General features: G+C 71.4%; 16 protein-coding genes. 5 read left to right on the top strand and 11 right to left on the bottom strand.

All coding sequences use genetic code 11. The annotated features are described in order from the left end of the window. Positions 1-1,880, bottom strand: a 1,880-nt coding sequence (locus VGD70_RS28250; protein ID WP_331086594.1) for a TIGR03960 family B12-binding radical SAM protein, incomplete at its 3' end; no start/stop codon positions are given. Between the two features lie 117 nt (positions 1,881-1,997). Between VGD70_RS28250 and VGD70_RS28245 the strand changes: the two genes are divergently transcribed. Then, on the top strand, positions 1,998-2,399 hold the full coding sequence (locus VGD70_RS28245) for a DoxX family protein (RefSeq protein WP_331086592.1): 402 nt from the start codon (positions 1,998-2,000) through the stop codon (positions 2,397-2,399). A 28-nt stretch (positions 2,400-2,427) separates the two neighbouring features. Here the strand turns inward: VGD70_RS28245 and VGD70_RS28240 are convergent, their stop codons facing one another. The 4 genes from VGD70_RS28240 to ndk form a co-directional block, all read right to left on the bottom strand. Beyond that, entirely contained in the window at positions 2,428-3,210 is a 783-nt protein-coding gene (locus VGD70_RS28240; RefSeq protein WP_331086598.1) for an ABC transporter permease, read from the bottom strand. A 47-nt stretch (positions 3,211-3,257) separates the two neighbouring features. Next, complete coding sequence (locus tag VGD70_RS28235; protein WP_331086590.1) at positions 3,258-4,094, bottom strand: ABC transporter permease; 837 nt, start codon at positions 4,092-4,094, stop codon at positions 3,258-3,260. Beyond that, positions 4,094-5,020, bottom strand: a complete 927-nt coding sequence (locus tag VGD70_RS28230; protein ID WP_331086588.1) for an ABC transporter ATP-binding protein — start codon at positions 5,018-5,020, stop codon at positions 4,094-4,096. Before VGD70_RS28230 ends, VGD70_RS28235 begins: the two co-directional genes overlap by 1 nt. Positions 5,021-5,170: 150 nt before the next feature. After that, on the bottom strand, positions 5,171-5,578 hold the full coding sequence (ndk, locus tag VGD70_RS28225) for a nucleoside-diphosphate kinase (protein ID WP_331086586.1): 408 nt from the start codon (positions 5,576-5,578) through the stop codon (positions 5,171-5,173). Positions 5,579-5,728: 150 nt separating this feature from the next. Here ndk and VGD70_RS28220 point away from each other — a divergent pair, with 150 nt between their 5' ends. Continuing rightward, entirely contained in the window at positions 5,729-6,091 is a 363-nt protein-coding gene (locus VGD70_RS28220) for a GntR family transcriptional regulator (RefSeq protein WP_414638080.1), read from the top strand. A 53-nt stretch (positions 6,092-6,144) separates the two neighbouring features. Here VGD70_RS28220 and VGD70_RS28215 read toward each other — a convergent pair whose 3' ends face one another. Genes VGD70_RS28215 through VGD70_RS28205 form a run of 3 tightly spaced genes read right to left on the bottom strand, consistent with a single transcriptional unit; the run spans position 6,145 to position 10,551 of the window. After that, entirely contained in the window at positions 6,145-6,552 is a 408-nt protein-coding gene (locus VGD70_RS28215) for a DUF4233 domain-containing protein (RefSeq protein WP_331086584.1), read from the bottom strand. Then, a complete protein-coding gene (gene folC, locus VGD70_RS28210; protein ID WP_331086582.1) occupies positions 6,549-7,907 on the bottom strand; it encodes a bifunctional tetrahydrofolate synthase/dihydrofolate synthase in 1,359 nt (452 codons plus the stop codon). The genes VGD70_RS28215 and folC overlap by 4 nt, the downstream gene beginning before the upstream one ends. Position 7,908: 1 nt before the next feature. Further along, positions 7,909-10,551 (bottom strand): valine--tRNA ligase, encoded by a 2,643-nt coding sequence (locus VGD70_RS28205; RefSeq protein WP_331086580.1) that lies wholly within the window; start codon positions 10,549-10,551, stop codon positions 7,909-7,911. Positions 10,552-10,707: 156 nt separating this feature from the next. Between VGD70_RS28205 and VGD70_RS28200 the strand changes: the two genes are divergently transcribed. Both VGD70_RS28200 and VGD70_RS28195 read left to right on the top strand, forming a co-directional pair. Then, positions 10,708-11,688 (top strand): hypothetical protein, encoded by a 981-nt coding sequence (locus VGD70_RS28200; protein WP_331086579.1) that lies wholly within the window; start codon positions 10,708-10,710, stop codon positions 11,686-11,688. A gap of 72 nt (positions 11,689-11,760) precedes the next feature. Beyond that, positions 11,761-12,012 carry a mycoredoxin gene (locus VGD70_RS28195; RefSeq protein ID WP_331086577.1) on the top strand — a complete coding sequence of 84 codons (252 nt, stop codon included), beginning with the start codon at positions 11,761-11,763 and terminating at the stop codon, positions 12,010-12,012. A 22-nt stretch (positions 12,013-12,034) separates the two neighbouring features. Here VGD70_RS28195 and VGD70_RS28190 read toward each other — a convergent pair whose 3' ends face one another. The 3 genes from VGD70_RS28190 to VGD70_RS28180 form a co-directional block, all read right to left on the bottom strand. Then, entirely contained in the window at positions 12,035-13,558 is a 1,524-nt protein-coding gene (locus tag VGD70_RS28190; protein ID WP_331086576.1) for an NAD(P)/FAD-dependent oxidoreductase, read from the bottom strand. Positions 13,559-13,571: 13 nt separating this feature from the next. Beyond that, on the bottom strand, positions 13,572-13,742 hold the full coding sequence (locus VGD70_RS28185; protein WP_331086574.1) for a hypothetical protein: 171 nt from the start codon (positions 13,740-13,742) through the stop codon (positions 13,572-13,574). A gap of 71 nt (positions 13,743-13,813) precedes the next feature. Then, the gene (locus tag VGD70_RS28180; RefSeq protein WP_331086572.1) at positions 13,814-14,383 is read right to left on the bottom strand and encodes a winged helix-turn-helix domain-containing protein; all 570 of its coding nucleotides are present in this window, start codon (positions 14,381-14,383) and stop codon (positions 13,814-13,816) included. Positions 14,384-14,470: 87 nt separating this feature from the next. Here VGD70_RS28180 and fdhD point away from each other — a divergent pair. Next, positions 14,471-15,143 (top strand): formate dehydrogenase accessory sulfurtransferase FdhD (gene fdhD / locus VGD70_RS28175; protein ID WP_331086570.1); only part of this gene is annotated, 673 nt, incomplete at its 3' end.

Genomic DNA, 15,143 nt, shown 5'->3' with positions numbered 1-15,143 from the left:
GGGCCGATCTCGATGTCCGTGCCCATGGCCGGGCAGACGCCGCAGTCGAAGCACGGGGTCCAGCGGCAGTCGTCGAGCTCTCGCTCGTCCAGGGCTTCCTGCCAGTCGTCCCAGAGCCAGGCCTTGTCCAGGCCCGAGTCCAGGTGGTCCCAGGGCAGCACCTCGTCCTCGGCGCGCTCGCGGGTCGTGAACCACGCGAGGCTCACGCCGAGCGGCTCGAGCTCCTCGGCGGCCGCGGACACCCAGCGCTCGTAGGAGAAGTGCTCGCTCCAGCCGTCGAACCTCCCGCCGGAACGCCACACCCGCTCGATGACCCGGCCGACGCGCCGGTCGCCGCGGGACAGCAGGCCTTCGATGAGGCTCGGTTTGCCGTCGTGGTAGCGCATGCCGATGTTGCGGCCCACCCCGCGGTCGGAGTTGACCGCCTCACGCAGCTTGCGCAGCCGGTCGTCCACAGTGTCCGGATCGCACTGGGCCGCCCACTGGAACGGCGTGTGCGGCTTGGGCACGAACCCGCCGATGGAGACGGTGCAGCGAATGTCCTTGCGGCCGCTGGCCTCCCGGCCCGCGCGGATGACCTCCTTGGCCATCGCGGCGATCTGCAGCACGTCGTCGTCGGTCTCGGTGGGCAGGCCGCACATGAAGTACAGCTTCACCTGCCGCCAGCCGTTCGCGTACGCGGCGCTGACCGTCCGGATGAGGTCTGCCTCGGACACCATCTTGTTGATGACCCGGCGAATCCGCTCGCTGCCACCCTCGGGCGCGAACGTGAGCCCGGAGCGCCTGCCGTTGCGGGACAGCTCGTTGGCGAGGTCGATGTTGAACGCGTCGACCCGGGTCGACGGCAGCGACAGGCCCGTGTTCGTGCCCTCGTACCGGTCGGCGAGCCCCTTGGTGATCTCGGCGATCTCCGAGTGGTCCGCGCTGGACAGCGACAGCAGCCCGACCTCCTCGAAGCCGCTGGCCTCGAGTCCCTTGTGGACCATCGCGCCGATGCCCTCGATCGACCGCTCGCGCACCGGCCGGGTGATCATGCCGGCCTGGCAGAACCGGCAGCCCCGGGTGCAGCCGCGGAAGATCTCGACGCTCATCCGCTCGTGCACGCTCTCCGCGAGCGGCACCAGCGGCTGCTTCGGGTACGGCCACGCGTCGAGGTCCATGGTGGTGCGCTTGGCGACCCGCGCGGGCACCCGCGCCCGGTTGGGCGTGACGTGTGCCAGCCCGCCGTCGGCGTGGTAGCCGACGTCGTAGAAGCGCGGCACGTACACCGAGCCGGTCTCGGCGAGCCGGGTGAGGATCTCGTCCCGGCCGCCGGGCGAGCCCTCCCGCTTCCACGTGCGCACGAGGTCGGTGATCTCGAGGACGGCCTCCTCGCCGTCGCCCAGCACGGCGGCGTCGATGAAGTCGGCGACCGGCTCCGGGTTGAACGCGGCGTGCCCGCCGGCGAGCACGATGGGGTGCTCGCCGGTGCGGTCGGCGGCGTGCAGCGGGATGCCGGCGAGGTCGAGCGCGGAGAGCAGGTTGGTGTAGCCGAGCTCGGTGGAGAAGCTGACGCCCAGCAGGTCGAACGCGCCGACCGGGCGGTGGCCGTCCACCGTGAACTGGGGCACGCCGTGCTCACGCATCAGCGCCTCGAGGTCGGGCCAGACCGCGTAGGTGCGCTCGGCCAGCACGTCGGGCTGCTCGTTGAGCACCTCGTAGAGGATCATGACGCCCTGGTTGGGCAGACCCACCTCGTAGGCGTCCGGGTACATCAACGCCCAGCGCACGGCGGCGGCGTCCCAGTCCTTGACGGTCGAGTTGAGCTCCCCGCCGACGTACTGGACCGGCTTGGACACTCTGGGCAGCAACGGCTCGAGCCTGGGAAAGACGGACTCCATAATGCGTAAAGGGTAACTCGCGCCCTCCGCGCGCTGCCGCTTGCGCCGATGATCGCGGAGCGAGACAGTTGAACAGTTGACTATCCGTCCTGCCTCTTGGAGGTCATCGTGGACGTCGTGGCACTCATCGGACGCATCCTGTTCGTCGCTCTCTTCCTAGGCTCCGGCTTCGCCCACATCACCCAGGCCGAGGCCATGGGCGGGTATGCCGCGAGCAAGGGCGTGCCCCAGGCGAAGCTCGCCACCTTCGCCAGCGGCGTGCTGATCGTCATCGGCGCGCTGATGGTGCTGCTGGGGATCTGGCTCGACCTCGGCGCCCTGCTGCTGGTGATCTTCCTGCTCCCGACCGCGTTCCTGATGCACGCGTTCTGGAAGGAGACGGACCCGCAGGCCAAGCAGCTGGAGATGATCCAGTTCCAGAAGGACCTCGCGCTGGCGGGCGGGGCGCTGCTGATCTTCGCCCTCTACTCCGGCTATGGCGACAACCTCGGCATCACGATCACCGGCCCGCTGTTCTGACAGCCCGGTCCTGCTGCTGCGCCGCCGGTCAGCGCAGCAGCAGGATCCCCAGCCTGCGGGAGGCGACGACCACGCCGATGGCGGCCATGACCACGAAGTACGCGAGATGGCCGAGGATCGAGACGTCGACGAAGCCGGTGCACAGCGCCCGCATGATCTCGATCGCGTGGTAGAGCGGCAGGCACTGGACGCCGACCTGCACCTGTGCCGGGTAGACGGCGAGCGGGAAGAACGTGGTGGAGAACAGGAACATCGGCATCAGCGCGAGCTGCACGAGCTCGAAGTCCTGCCAGGACCGCATGAACGTGGCGCACGCCATGCCGATGGCGGCGAACGAGAACGCGATGAACAACGCCGCGGGTAACGCGAGCACGGCCCACGGCGACGCGATGAGCCCCATGCCGAGCATCACCACGAGGAAACCGAACGCGTACATCCCGCCACGCAGCAGCGCCCACGCGATCTCACCGATGGCGATGTCGAGCGGGCCGAGCGGGGTGGCCAGCATCGCGTCGTAGAGCTTGGCGTACTTGAACTTGAAGAAGATGTTGAACGTGGCGTCGTACACCGCGCCGTTCATCGCGGACGCGGCCAGTAGCGCGGGCGCGACGTAGGCGACGTAGTCCGTCGGCTCGCCACCGGGACCAGCGACGTCGCCGACCAGCCTGCCGAACCCCACGCCCATGGCGAACAGGTAGAACAGCGGCTCGCAGAACCCGGAGACCACCGCGAGCCAGGCCCGGCGGTTGACCAGCATCGACCGCTCGACCATGACCCGCGCCCGGCCGGCGTACATACCCGTGGGCAGCATCCGCAGCAGCAGCCCGCCCCGCGGCGGCGCCTCGTCGATGGTGGCCGTCACGACGCCAGCCGCCTGCGGTAGTTGCGGGTGGCGAGCCAGGCGCTGCCGAGGAACAACGCGAGCAGGAACGCGAGGTGCCCGAGCGCGGGCCACCAGGCCAGCGTGCCGAACGCGGCGCCCCGGCCGAGCTCGGTGCCGTGCCAGACCGGGGTGACCCACGCGACGGGCCGGATCCACACCGGCAGCTGCTCGACGGGGAAGAACGCGCCGGCGAACAGCGTCATCGGCATCACGACGAACCGGAAGATGGCGTTGAACTGCTGCCCCTCCGTCTCGATGGTGGCCGAGTAGGCGGTGATCGGCGCGGCGACCGCCAGCCCGGTGAGCACCGAGACCACGAGCGTGATGAGCACGCCCGGGCTGGTGAGCGTGCCGAGAGCCGCGGCGACCAGCAGGTACGCGGCGCCGGCGGTGGTGAGCCGGATGCCCACCCAGGTGAGGTGGCCGGCGAGGATCTGGGCCGGGCCGATCGGCGAGGCGCTGATGGCGTGGTAGGTCTGCTGCCACTTGAACCCGGACAGGACGGGGTAGGTGGACTCGAACGCCGCGATCTGCGCCGCCGTGGCCACGAGCAGCGCGGGCGCGAGGTAGACGACGTAGCGCAGCCCGCCGGTGGCCTCGGTGGGCTGGACCTGCGAGCCGAGGCCGAAGCCCAGCGCCAGCAGGAACAGCACCGGCTGCACGATGCTGGAGACCACGGTGGCCCGCCAGTTGCGCCGGTACCAGGTCCACATGCCCTCGACGACGATGAACGCGGCCCGCACCGGCCCGAGCACCCGCCCGGTGCCGGGCCGCGGCACGGCCGGTGCGTCCACTTCGGACTGTTGGGTCATCAGTCCACCAGGGTCCTTCCGGTGAGCCGCAGGAACACGTCCTCCAGGGTGCTGCGCCGCACGAGGCTGGACAGCGGCCGCACGCCCCGCGCGTGCGCGGCGGCGAGCACCGCCTCGCCGTCGGCGGTGTAGAGCAGCATGCGGTCGGGCAGCACCTCGACCCGGTCGGCGAGCACGGCGAGGTCCTGCTCGGGCGTCTCGCCGGGCGGGAAGCGCAGCTCGAGCACCTCCCGCGTGGAGTACCGGCCGATGAGCTCGACGGGACTGCCCTCGGCGACGATGCGGCCGCCGTCCATGACGACCAGGCGGTCGCAGAGCTGCTCGGCCTCGTCCATGTAGTGGGTGGTGATGAGGAGCGTGACGCCGCTCTGCTTGAGCCGGAACAGGCGGTCCCACAGCAGGTGGCGGGCCTGCGGGTCGAGGCCGGTGGTGGGCTCGTCGAGGAGCATGAGCTCGGGGTCGTTGATGAGCGAGCGGGCGATGGTGAGCCGGCGCTTCATCCCGCCGGAGAGCGGCTCGACCTCGTCCTCGGCGCGGTCGGTGAGCTGGGCGAAGTCGAGGAGCTCGGCCGCCTTGGCCCGCACGTGGGACTTGGACAGGCCGAAGTAGCGGCCGTAGACGTGCAGGTTCTGCCGGACGGTGAGCTCGGCGTCGAGGTTGTCCTGCTGCGGCACCACGCCCAGCCGGGCCCGGATGCGCGGGCCGTCGCGGTCGGGGTCCATGCCGAGCACGGTGAGCTCGCCGCCCGAGCGCGGGGACACGCAGCCGACCATCCGCATGGTGGAGGACTTGCCCGCGCCGTTGGGCCCGAGGAAGCCGAACGCCTCGCCCCGCCGGACCTCGACGTCGATCCCGTCGACGGCGGCGAACTCGCCGAACCGCTTGACCAGCCCCCGCGCCCGAACCAGCGCACCGTTGTCACCCACGTTCGGCAGACTAGATGCCAGCACCGACAAGTCGAACGGGTTTAGCTGACGGCGTGAAGCGGCAGGTGGACCTGACGCGCCGGACCGCGGCCCGCGCCTTGTCCTTCGCGGGCGCGGGCGCCCTTCAGCGGCCCGCGCCCGTCGGGCAGGTCACACGCCCGGGAACCACAGGTCGATCTCGCGCTTGGCCGACTCCGGCGAGTCCGAGCCGTGCACGATGTTGTACTGCACCTCGACGGCGAAGTCGCCGCGGATGCTGCCGGTGGCGGACTGCACGGGGTTGGTGGCGCCCGCCAGCTGCCGGAACGCCGCGATCGCGTTCTCGCCCTCGACGACCATCGCCACCAGCGAGCCGGAGGTGATGAACTCGAGCAGCGACTCGTAGAACGGCTTGCCCGCGTGCTCGGCGTAGTGCTGCTCGGCCACCGAACGCTCGACGTTCCGCAGTTCCAGCGCGGCCAGCGACAGGCCCTTGCGCTCGATGCGGGAGATGACCTCGCCGACCAGACGCCGGCTGACGCCGTCCGGCTTTATCAGGACCAGAGTGCGCTCGCTCACGACGTCACCTCGCAGGCTCGGTGACGCCGCTCGCGGTCGCCCTGCGTCCATGGTTCACTCGCAAGCTCGCTCACAACTCTCCTTCACGACACTGAATGTGGATGCCGGCGCAGCCTAGCGTCCCGCCTTCGGACCGTTACCGTGAACGCCGTGCCAGCAGACCTGATCACCATCGACGTCTCCTCGACCCAGCCCCCGTTCGAGCAGGTGCGGTCCCAGCTGGCCCGCCGGATCAGCGACCGCACGCTGGCCGTCGGCACCCGGCTGCCCACCGTCCGCGCGCTCGCCACCGAGCTCGGCCTCGCCGCCAACACCGTCGCCCGCGCCTACCGCGAGCTCGAGGAGGCCGGGATGGTCGAGACCCGCGGCCGGGCCGGCACGTTCGTCAGCGCGCTCGGCGACCGCAGCCGCAGCGCGCTGCGCCAGGCCGCCGCCGAGTACGCCGCCACCGCGCACGCGCTCGGCATCGACGCCGGCGAGGCACTCGAGGCGGTCCGCGCGGCGCTCAGGTAGCCCAGGCGGCCAACGACAGGCGACCGACGACAGCCCAGTCGTGGGTGAGCGTGTCAGTCCCCTGTGGACTCAGGCTCGGTGTTCGCCGCGGCCTGCTGGCTCGGCAGCGTGCCCTCGGCCATCCGCCGGGCGACGTCCCAGCGCATCCACAGCAGGATCGTCCACACCAGACCGAAGACGAGCCCGAGGATGCCCAGCGCGGGCAGCGCGACCCAGCAGACGATCATCACGGCCTGCAGTCCCGCGGCGGCCCAGATCCCCCACGGCTTGCGCAGCACCGCGCACGTCAGCAGCAGCGCGAGCGCCAGCGCGCCGACCAGCACGCCCTGCCAGGTGGCCAGGCCGCTGCCCAGGTTCGCCACCACCGGCATCGACAGCAGCACGACGACGACCTCGAGCAGCAGCGTCGCCGCCATCACCGCGGCGAAGGACCTCATCGGATCGGCAGGAGGCTTGCTCACGCGGGCTCCTTGCCGAACAGCGTCCGGGTCTCGCCCGCGGTGACCACCGAGCCGGTGACGACCACGCCGACGCCGGACATCGGCTCGTTGGGGCCGATGTCCTCCTCGGAGAGGCGGATCGCGGTCTCCACCGCGTCGTCCAGGCGCGGCTGGACGGTGACCCGGTCCACGCCGAACACCTCGACCGCGACCTCGCCGAGCTCGTTCGGGTCCATCGCCCGCTCGGAGGAGTTGGTGGTGATCACCACCTCGTGCAGCACCGGCTCCAGCGCGGCCAGGATGCCCTGGACGTCCTTGTCCCCCATGGTCGCCACCACGCCGACGAGGTTGCGGAACCCGAAGTCGTCCTCCAGCGCGGCGGCGAGCGCCCGGGCACCGTGCGGGTTGTGTGCGGCGTCGACGAACACACTCGGCGACGAGCGCACCCGCTCCAGCCGGCCGGGCACGACCACCGACGCGAAGCCCTCGCGGATCGCCTCGCTGTCCAGTGCCCGCTGGGCGCCGGCGCCGAAGAACGCCTCGACGGCGGCGAGCGCGAGCGCCGCGTTGGCCGCCTGGTGCGCGCCGTGCAGCGGCAGGAAGATCTCGTCGTACGCGCCGCCGAGGCCCTGCAGCTTCAGCTGCTGCCCACCGACCGCCACGTCCCGGCGCAGCACGCCGAACTCCAGCCCCGCGCGGGCCACCGTGGCGTCCACCTCGGCGCACCGTTCCAACAGGACCTTCGCGACCTCCGGGGTCTGCTCGGCGAGCAGCGCGATCGAGCCGGGCTTGATGATCCCGGCCTTCTCGCGCGCGATGCCGGCGAGGTCGGAGCCGAGGTACTCGACGTGGTCGACGCCGATCGGGCCGACCGCCGCCACCCGGGCGTCGGCCACGTTGGTGGCGTCCCACGTGCCGCCGAGGCCCACCTCGAGTACCGCCGCGTCGACCGGCGCGTCGGCGAACGCGGCGAACGCCATGCCGGTGAGCACCTCGAACTTGCTCAGCTGCACTTCGGCACCGCGGTCGAGCATCGCCACGTACGGCTCGATGTCCCGGTAGATCTCGACGTAACGCTCGGGGGCGATCGGCACCGCGTCGATCGCGATCCGCTCGGTGACCACCTGGAGATGCGGGCTGGTGAACCGGCCCACCCGCAGGCCGATCCGGCTGAGCAGCGCGTCGATCATCCGCGCCACCGACGTCTTGCCGTTGGTGCCCGCGACATGCAGCACCGGGTAGGACTTGTGCGGGTCGCCGAGCAGGTCGACGAGGGCCGCGATCCTGGTGAGCGACGGCTCGATCTTGGTCTCGGGCCAGCGGGTGTTGAGCTCCGCCTCGACCTGGTGCAGATCGTCCCAAGTGGACTCGTCCACGTCAGCTCCCCGGCATGGTGTCGAGCCGGGCGGTGATCCGGTCGATGTCGGCGGCGGCGGCCTCGCGCCGGCCCTTGATCTTGGCGACCACCTCGGCCGGGGCCTTGTCGGTGAAGTTGGGGTTGCCCAGCTTGGCGTCGCAGCCGGCCAGCTCCTTCCGCGCGGCGGCGAGGTCCTTGGCGAGCCGCTTGCGCTCGGCGGCGATGTCGACCGTGCCGGACAGGTCCAGCTCGACCACGACGGTGCCGCCGGCCAGCGCGACCTCGAGCGACGCGCCGGCGGTGAACGCCTCACCGGGTGCCTCCAGCCGGGCCAGCGACGCCATGGCCGGCGCGAGCGCGGACAGCCCCGCGGTGTCCACACCGGACAGCCGGGCCGGGACCCGCTGGCCGGGCTTGACACCCTGGTCGGAGCGGAACCGGCGGATCTCGGTGACGAGCTTCTGCACGCCGCCCACCCGCCCGGCCGCGTCGGCGTCGGCCGCGTGCCCGGACGCCGCCGGCCACTCGGCGATCACCAGGGACTCCCCGCCGGTGAGCGTGGTCCACAGCCGCTCGGTGACGAACGGGATCAGCGGGTGCAGCAGCCGCAGCACGACGTCGAAGACGTGGCCGAGCACGGCCCGGGTGGAGTCCGCCCGGTCGCCGCCCTCGGCGAGCTGGACCTTGGCGAGCTCGAGGTACCAGTCGCACAGCTCGTCCCACGTGAAGTGGTAGAGCGCGTCGCACAGCTTGGCGAACTGGTAGTCCTCGTACAGATCGTCCACTTCGGACACGACGGCGTCGGTGAGGTCGAGGATCCAGCGGTCGGCGTCGGTGAGCGTGTCGCGCGCTGGCACCTCCCGGGCCGTGGTCGCACCGTTCATCAGCGCGAACCTGGTGGCGTTCCACAGCTTGTTGCCGAAGTTGCGCGAACCGCCCGCCCACTCCTCGGAGATCGCCATGTCGCTGCCCGGGTTGGCACCGCGGGCGAGGGTGAACCGGGTGGCGTCGGCGCCGAAGCGGTCGAGCCAGTCCAGCGGGTCGATGACGTTACCGCGGGACTTGGACATCTTCTTGCCCGCGGGGTCGCGGACGAGACCGTGCAGGAACACGTGGTCGAACGGCTGCGCGCCGTCCATCGCGTAGAGCCCGAACATCATCATCCGGGCCACCCAGAAGAACAGGATGTCGTAGCCGGTGACCAGCAGCTGGTTGGGGTAGAACCGCTCGAGGTCCCTGGTCTGCTCCGGCCAGCCCAGTGTCGAGAACGGGAACAGCGCCGAGGAGAACCACGTGTCGAGCACGTCCGGGTCCTGGTGCCAGCCCTCGCCCTCGGGCACCTCGTCGTCCGGGCCGACGCACACGACCTTGTCGTCCGGCCCGTACCAGACGGGGATGCGGTGGCCCCACCACAGCTGGCGCGAGATGCACCAGTCGTGCATGTTGTCGACCCAGTCGAAGTAGCGCTTGGCGAGCTCCGGCGGGTGGATCGTGGTCCGCCCGTCGCGCACCGCGTCGCCCGCGGCCTTGGCGAGCGGCTCGACCTTGACGAACCACTGCAACGACAGCCGCGGCTCGACCACCGTGCCGCAGCGCGTGCAGTGCCCGACCGAGTGCACGTACGGCCGCTTCTCTGCGACGATCCGGCCCTGCGCGCGCAGCGCGGCGACGACGGCCGGACGGGCCTCGAACCGGTCCAGCCCCTCGAACGGGCCGTGCGCGGTGATGACCGCGTGCTCGTCCATGATCGTGAGCGCGGGCAGCTGGTGGCGCTGGCCGATCTCGAAGTCGTTCGGGTCGTGCGCGGGGGTGACCTTGACCGCGCCGGTGCCGAACGACGGGTCGACGTGCTCGTCGGCGACGACCGGGATCATCCGCCCGGTGAGCGGCAGCTGGACCTCGGTGCCGACGAGGTGCTTGTAGCGCTCGTCGTCCGGGTGGACGGCCACCGCCGTGTCGCCGAGCATGGTCTCCGCGCGGGTGGTGGCGACGACGATCGAGTGGTCGCCGGTGTCATCGGGCGAGCCGTAGCGGATGGAGACGAGCTCGCCCTCGTCGTCGGAGTGCTCGACCTCGATGTCCGACAGCGCCGTGTGGCAGCGCGGGCACCAGTTGATGATCCGCTCGGCGCGGTAGATCAGCCCGTCCTCGAACAGCCGCTTGAAGATCGTCTGGACGGCCCTGGACAGGACCTCGTCCATGGTGAACCGCTCGCGGGTCCAGTCGACGCCGTCGCCCATGCGGCGCATCTGGTTGAGGATCTTGCCGCCGGACTCGTTCTTCCACTGCCACACCCGCTCGACGAACGCCTCCCGGCCCAGGTCGTGGCGGGACTTGCCCTCACCGGCGAGCTCGCGCTCGACGACGTTCTGGGTGGCGATGCCGGCGTGGTCCATGCCCGGAAGCCACAGGACCTCGTAGCCCTGCATCCGGCGGCGCCGGGTGAGCGCGTCCATGAGGCTGTGCTCGAGGGCGTGGCCCATGTGCAGGCTGCCGGTGACGTTGGGCGGCGGGATGACGATGCAGAACGGCGGCTTGTCGCTCGTCGGGTCGGCGGTGAAGTAACCGGCGTCTACCCATCGCTGGTACAGCTCCGCCTCTACCGTCGCCGGCTCCCAGGCCGGCGGAAGGTCGGTGGTCTGTTGCGATGAGGTTCCAGTCACGCTCGAAGAGTCTACGAACCGTGCTGACCGGGACGCATTCGAGTTCCCCAGAGCACAGCTTGTTAACACAGCGAACGGCTGAGTCGATGAGCTGAGCACCAGATAGTTGTTGTTTTACCTGGTTGAAGTGTCAACCACAGCACCATTGGGGAGCAGGTGAACCCTCGCCAGCCCGCCGCTGATCCGGCGGCCGACGCCGAGTGGGCGGGTCGCGTCCAGCGCGCGGCCACCGCCGACGTGCGGCAGCTGCTGCGCACCGCGCGGCGGCGGCGCCATGCCCGTTGGCTGGCCGGTGGCCTGGTGGTGCTCGCGATCGCGGCGGTGCTGACCCTGCTGATCAGGGCGGGCACGTTCGAGCAGTTCTTCCGGTCCTCGGCCGCCACCGCGCCACAGGTGCAGCCCACCGCGGCGGCCACGGCCACCGCGCCTGTGCTGCTGGACAAGACCCACCCGTTCGAGTCCACCCCGGCCCAGGACTGGGCGGACGGCGCCGCGGGGATCGCCACGCCGCCGCCCGAGGCGGTCGGCGGGTTCAGCGCCGAGCAGGTGGCCGCGGCCACCGCGCAGGTGCGGGACGTCCTGGTGGCCAGCCGGCTGGACCGGCGGATGGTGGTCGACCACGACCCGTCGGCGTACCTGAACAAGCTGGCGCCGGACGCGCGCGAGCAGTTGCGGCCGCTGTTCTCCGGCGGTCGCGAGCCCGAGGTCCAGTCGCTGGTCAGCCTGGTGTCCGCCGGCCTCGCGCTGCTGCCGGCGCAGGCCAAGGTCGACGGCGAGATGAAGGTCACCGCCGGGGGGTCCGGCGAGCTCGTGGTCCACACCAACTACGTGTTCGTCTACGCGTTCGAGCCGCAGGGCCCCACGCGGCTGGTGGACGCGATGGAGATGCTGGTCGTGGTGCGGGCCGACGTCGACTACGTGCTGCGGTCGGGCGACCGGTGGACGGCCAGCAGCCAGGGCCTCTGGTACGGCGACGCGATGGGCTACGCGTACTCGATCGGCTGTGATGCGTACCGGAAGGGGTACCTCGCGCCCGCATCGACGGAACGCGCCGTGACGGCCAACCCGGCCCGCGAGCCGGCCAGGTACTTCGACCCCGCCAGCCCGCTCCCGGCGACGAGCGGCTGCCCCGCGTAGCCCGGCGGGCATTTTCCGCCGCCCGCCGGTGTTGTCTTCTGTGGAGATTCCGACCTTCCGCGGGAGTGTGAGATGAGCAAGGCGCCGGAGAAGCTGACGATGTACTCGACCACGTGGTGCGGTTACTGCCGCCGGTTGAAGTCGCAGCTGGACCGCGAGGGCATCGAGTACGCCGAGGTCGACATCGAGCGGACCCCGGGTGCTGCGGACTTCGTGATGAGTGTGAACGGCGGCAACCAGACCGTGCCCACGGTCCACTTCCCGAACGGCGCGGCCCTGACCAACCCGACGCTGGCCCAGGTCAAGGACCAGCTGGCCGCCTGACCCCGGCGCCTCGCCGCGGTAGTCAGGTCAGCAGCGCCATCGCGGCGTTGTGGCCGGCGATGCCGCTCACGCCGCCGCCTCTCGTCGCCCCGCTGCCGCACAGGAGCAGGTTGGGCGTGTCCGTCGCGACGCCCCACGCGCCTGTCCCGTCGGCGCGGTGGGGCCACGCGAGGTCGCCGTGGAAGATGTGGCCGCCGGGCATCGCCAGCTCCTGCTCCAGGTCCAGCGGGGTGCGGGCCTCGATGCACGGGCGGCCGTCCACGTCCGTGGCCACGCAGTCCTCGATCGGGTCCTCGAGGTGGCGGTCGAGCGCGGCGACGTAGCGGTCCACCAGCGTGGCGCGGAGCGCGGCGTTGTCGGCGGCGAAGAGCCCGGCCGGCAGGTGGAGACCGAAGAGCGTGAGCGTGTGCAGCCCTTCGTCCACAATGGACTCGTCGGTGAGCGTGTGGCAGTACATCTCGCCCGGCAAGGGGTTCGGCACCGCGCCCGCGGCACTCACGCGGTAAGCGTCCTCGAGCTCCACATAGGACTCGTCGAGGTGGAAGGTCCCCGCGAACGCCACCCGCGGGTCGACCCCCGAGCGCAGCCGGGGCAGCTTCCGCAGCAGCACGTTGATCTTCAGCTGGGCACCGCTCGGTGGCGTGGACACGCGCCCCCGCAGGCGATCCAGCACCGCGGGTGCCACGCCGGCCAGCACGTGCCCGGCCGCCACCGTGACCTCCTCCTCGCCCACCACGTACCGCACCTCCGCGGCCGCCCCGTCCGCGTCGACGGCCGTCACGTCCGCGCCGGTCCGGATCCTCGCCCCGGCCTCGCGCGCGACGCGGGCCAGCTCGCCGGTCACCGCGCCCATGCCGCCCACCGGCACCCGCCACTCGCCGGTGCCGTCGCCGATCAGGTGGTAGAGGAAGCACCGGTTGGCCAGCAGCTCGTCGGATCGCAGCGACGTGTGGGTGCCGATCAGCGCGTCGGTGGCGACCACGCCCCGGACCAGGTCGTGGGCGAACGTCTCCTCGATCGCCTCGCCGATGGGGCGCTCGAAGACCTGCCGCCACAACCGCTCCCCGGCCGCGTCGACCACCAGCGCGCGCAGCTCGTCGCGGCCGGGCAACGGGCCGAGCATGGTCGGCGCCACCGCCTTGGCCATGGCCGCCAGCTCGCCGTACCAGCGCGACCAGCTCTCCAGCTCGGTGTCCGTACCGGTGAGCGCGCGGAACGACGCGGCCGTGTCCGGCCCGGGCTCGCGCTCGACGAGCAACCCGGCGGCCCCCTCGACCGGCGTGTAGGACGACACCGCCCGCGACCGCAGCGAGATCCGCAGCCCCAGGTCCGCGACGATCGCGCCGGGCAGCAGGCTCACGAGGTAGGAGTAGCGGGACAGCCGGGCGCCGACGCCGGGGAACGGGGTGGCGCTGACGGCCGCGCCGCCCACCCGGTCCAGCCGTTCGAGCACGAGGACCGAGCGGCCGGCGCGGGCCAGGTAGGCGGCGGCGACCAGGCCGTTGTGGCCACCGCCGACCACCACCACGTCGTAGCGATGCGTCACGCCGGCCACGCTACTAGGCCGTCACCGCACGTCCGGCTCGAACGGTCCGGGGCTGCGGCCGGGGCGCCGGGCGCGACTCCTCCTGGCACTCCCGCGAGGCGCGGGCCAGCCGGGACTGCTCGGCCTCGGCGGCCAGGTCGGTGCGGCGGCTGCTGGCGATCAGGTTGGCACTGAACGGGTCCATGACGGGTCTCCATTTCCGGGCAGGCTGAACCAGGCCGTCGGACGACGGCCGGTATCGGGTCGACTCTTGGGTCAGTCGGGCTTGACGGTGGTGGAGAAGAAGACGTTCACCGAGCGGGAACCCTTCGGCCGCTTGGCCGGGTCGGTGCGCCGGTCGCGGAACCGGTCCCTCAGCTCGCGCACGGCCACCCGCAGCTCCTCGACCTCCGCGGGGGTCAGGAAGTCGTTGCTGTTGTCCACGCCGACGACGGCCCGCCAGTCCGGCGGCTCGAGGTGCGACTGGAGGCCGCGCTCCTTGATGAGGGCGAGCTCGTAGTCGAGGAACGCGGTCGACGCCGCCTGCATGGCGAGCCTGGTGTCGTCGTCGGTCGCGTCCTCGGTGCTGACCTGCTGGCTCAGGCTGACGACGCGCCACGGCTTCTCCCGGCCCTGGCCGCCCTCCGCCTTCTCGACGTAGTTGTACTTCGCGAGCAGGTTGAGGTGGTAGGAGCAGTTCGCCACGCTCTCGCCGGTCTCCTGCGCGCACTGCGTGGCGGTCGCGGTGCCCTCCCGGCCCACGATCTCCAGCAGCTGCCAGCGCAGCGGGTGCGCCAGCGCGCGGAGCGCCTTCGGATCGGTGATCCTCCGGGTGTCCTCGGCCATGCTTGACAAGATAGCTTGCTAAAGACTTCTTTAGCAAGAGTTCTTTCTAAAGAGTTCTTGCGATCATTCCGACTGTAGGCTGTTGCCATGGGACGGGTGACGGTGCGCAGGCCGGTGCTGCGGATCTCGGCGGACGGCAGCCGCCGCCGGCAGGACGCGCTCGCGGCCGAGGAGCCGCTCGAGCTCAGGGTCGGCGGGAAGGCGCTCGCGGTCACGATGCGCACGCCCGGCCACGACGTGGAGCTGGCGCACGGCTTCCTGCTCACCGAGGGCGTCATCGGCGCCGCGGCGGACGTGAGCACCGCGCGCTACTGCGACAGCGTCGACGACCAGGGCCGCAACACCTACAACGTGCTGGACCTGGCGCTGGCCGAGGGGGTCGAGCCGCCGGACGTCGGCGTGGAGCGCAACTTCTACACCACGTCGTCGTGCGGGGTGTGCGGCAAGGCGGCGCTGGACGCGGTGAAGCTCAAGACCCGGTTCTCCCCCGCGGCCGACCGCTGCACGGTCCTGCCGGCGACGCTGGCCACCTTCCCGGACCTCCTGCGCGAGCGGCAGCGGGTGTTCGAGTCCACCGGCGGCCTGCACGCCGCGGGCCTGTTCACCACCGACGGCGAGCTGCTGGTCGTGCGCGAGGACGTCGGCAGGCACAACGCCGTCGACAAGGTGATGGGCTGGGCGCTGATGAACGGCCTGATCCCGTTGAAGGACAACGGACTGCTCGTGTCCGGGCGCGCGTCGTTCGAGCTGGTGCAGAAGG

Source organism: Actinophytocola sp. (genome assembly GCF_036402745.1).
Classification (GTDB): Bacteria; Actinomycetota; Actinomycetes; order Mycobacteriales; family Pseudonocardiaceae; genus Actinophytocola.
The sequence above is the reverse complement of the archived record's forward strand: the minus strand, read 5'-3'. Positions and strand labels throughout refer to the sequence as shown.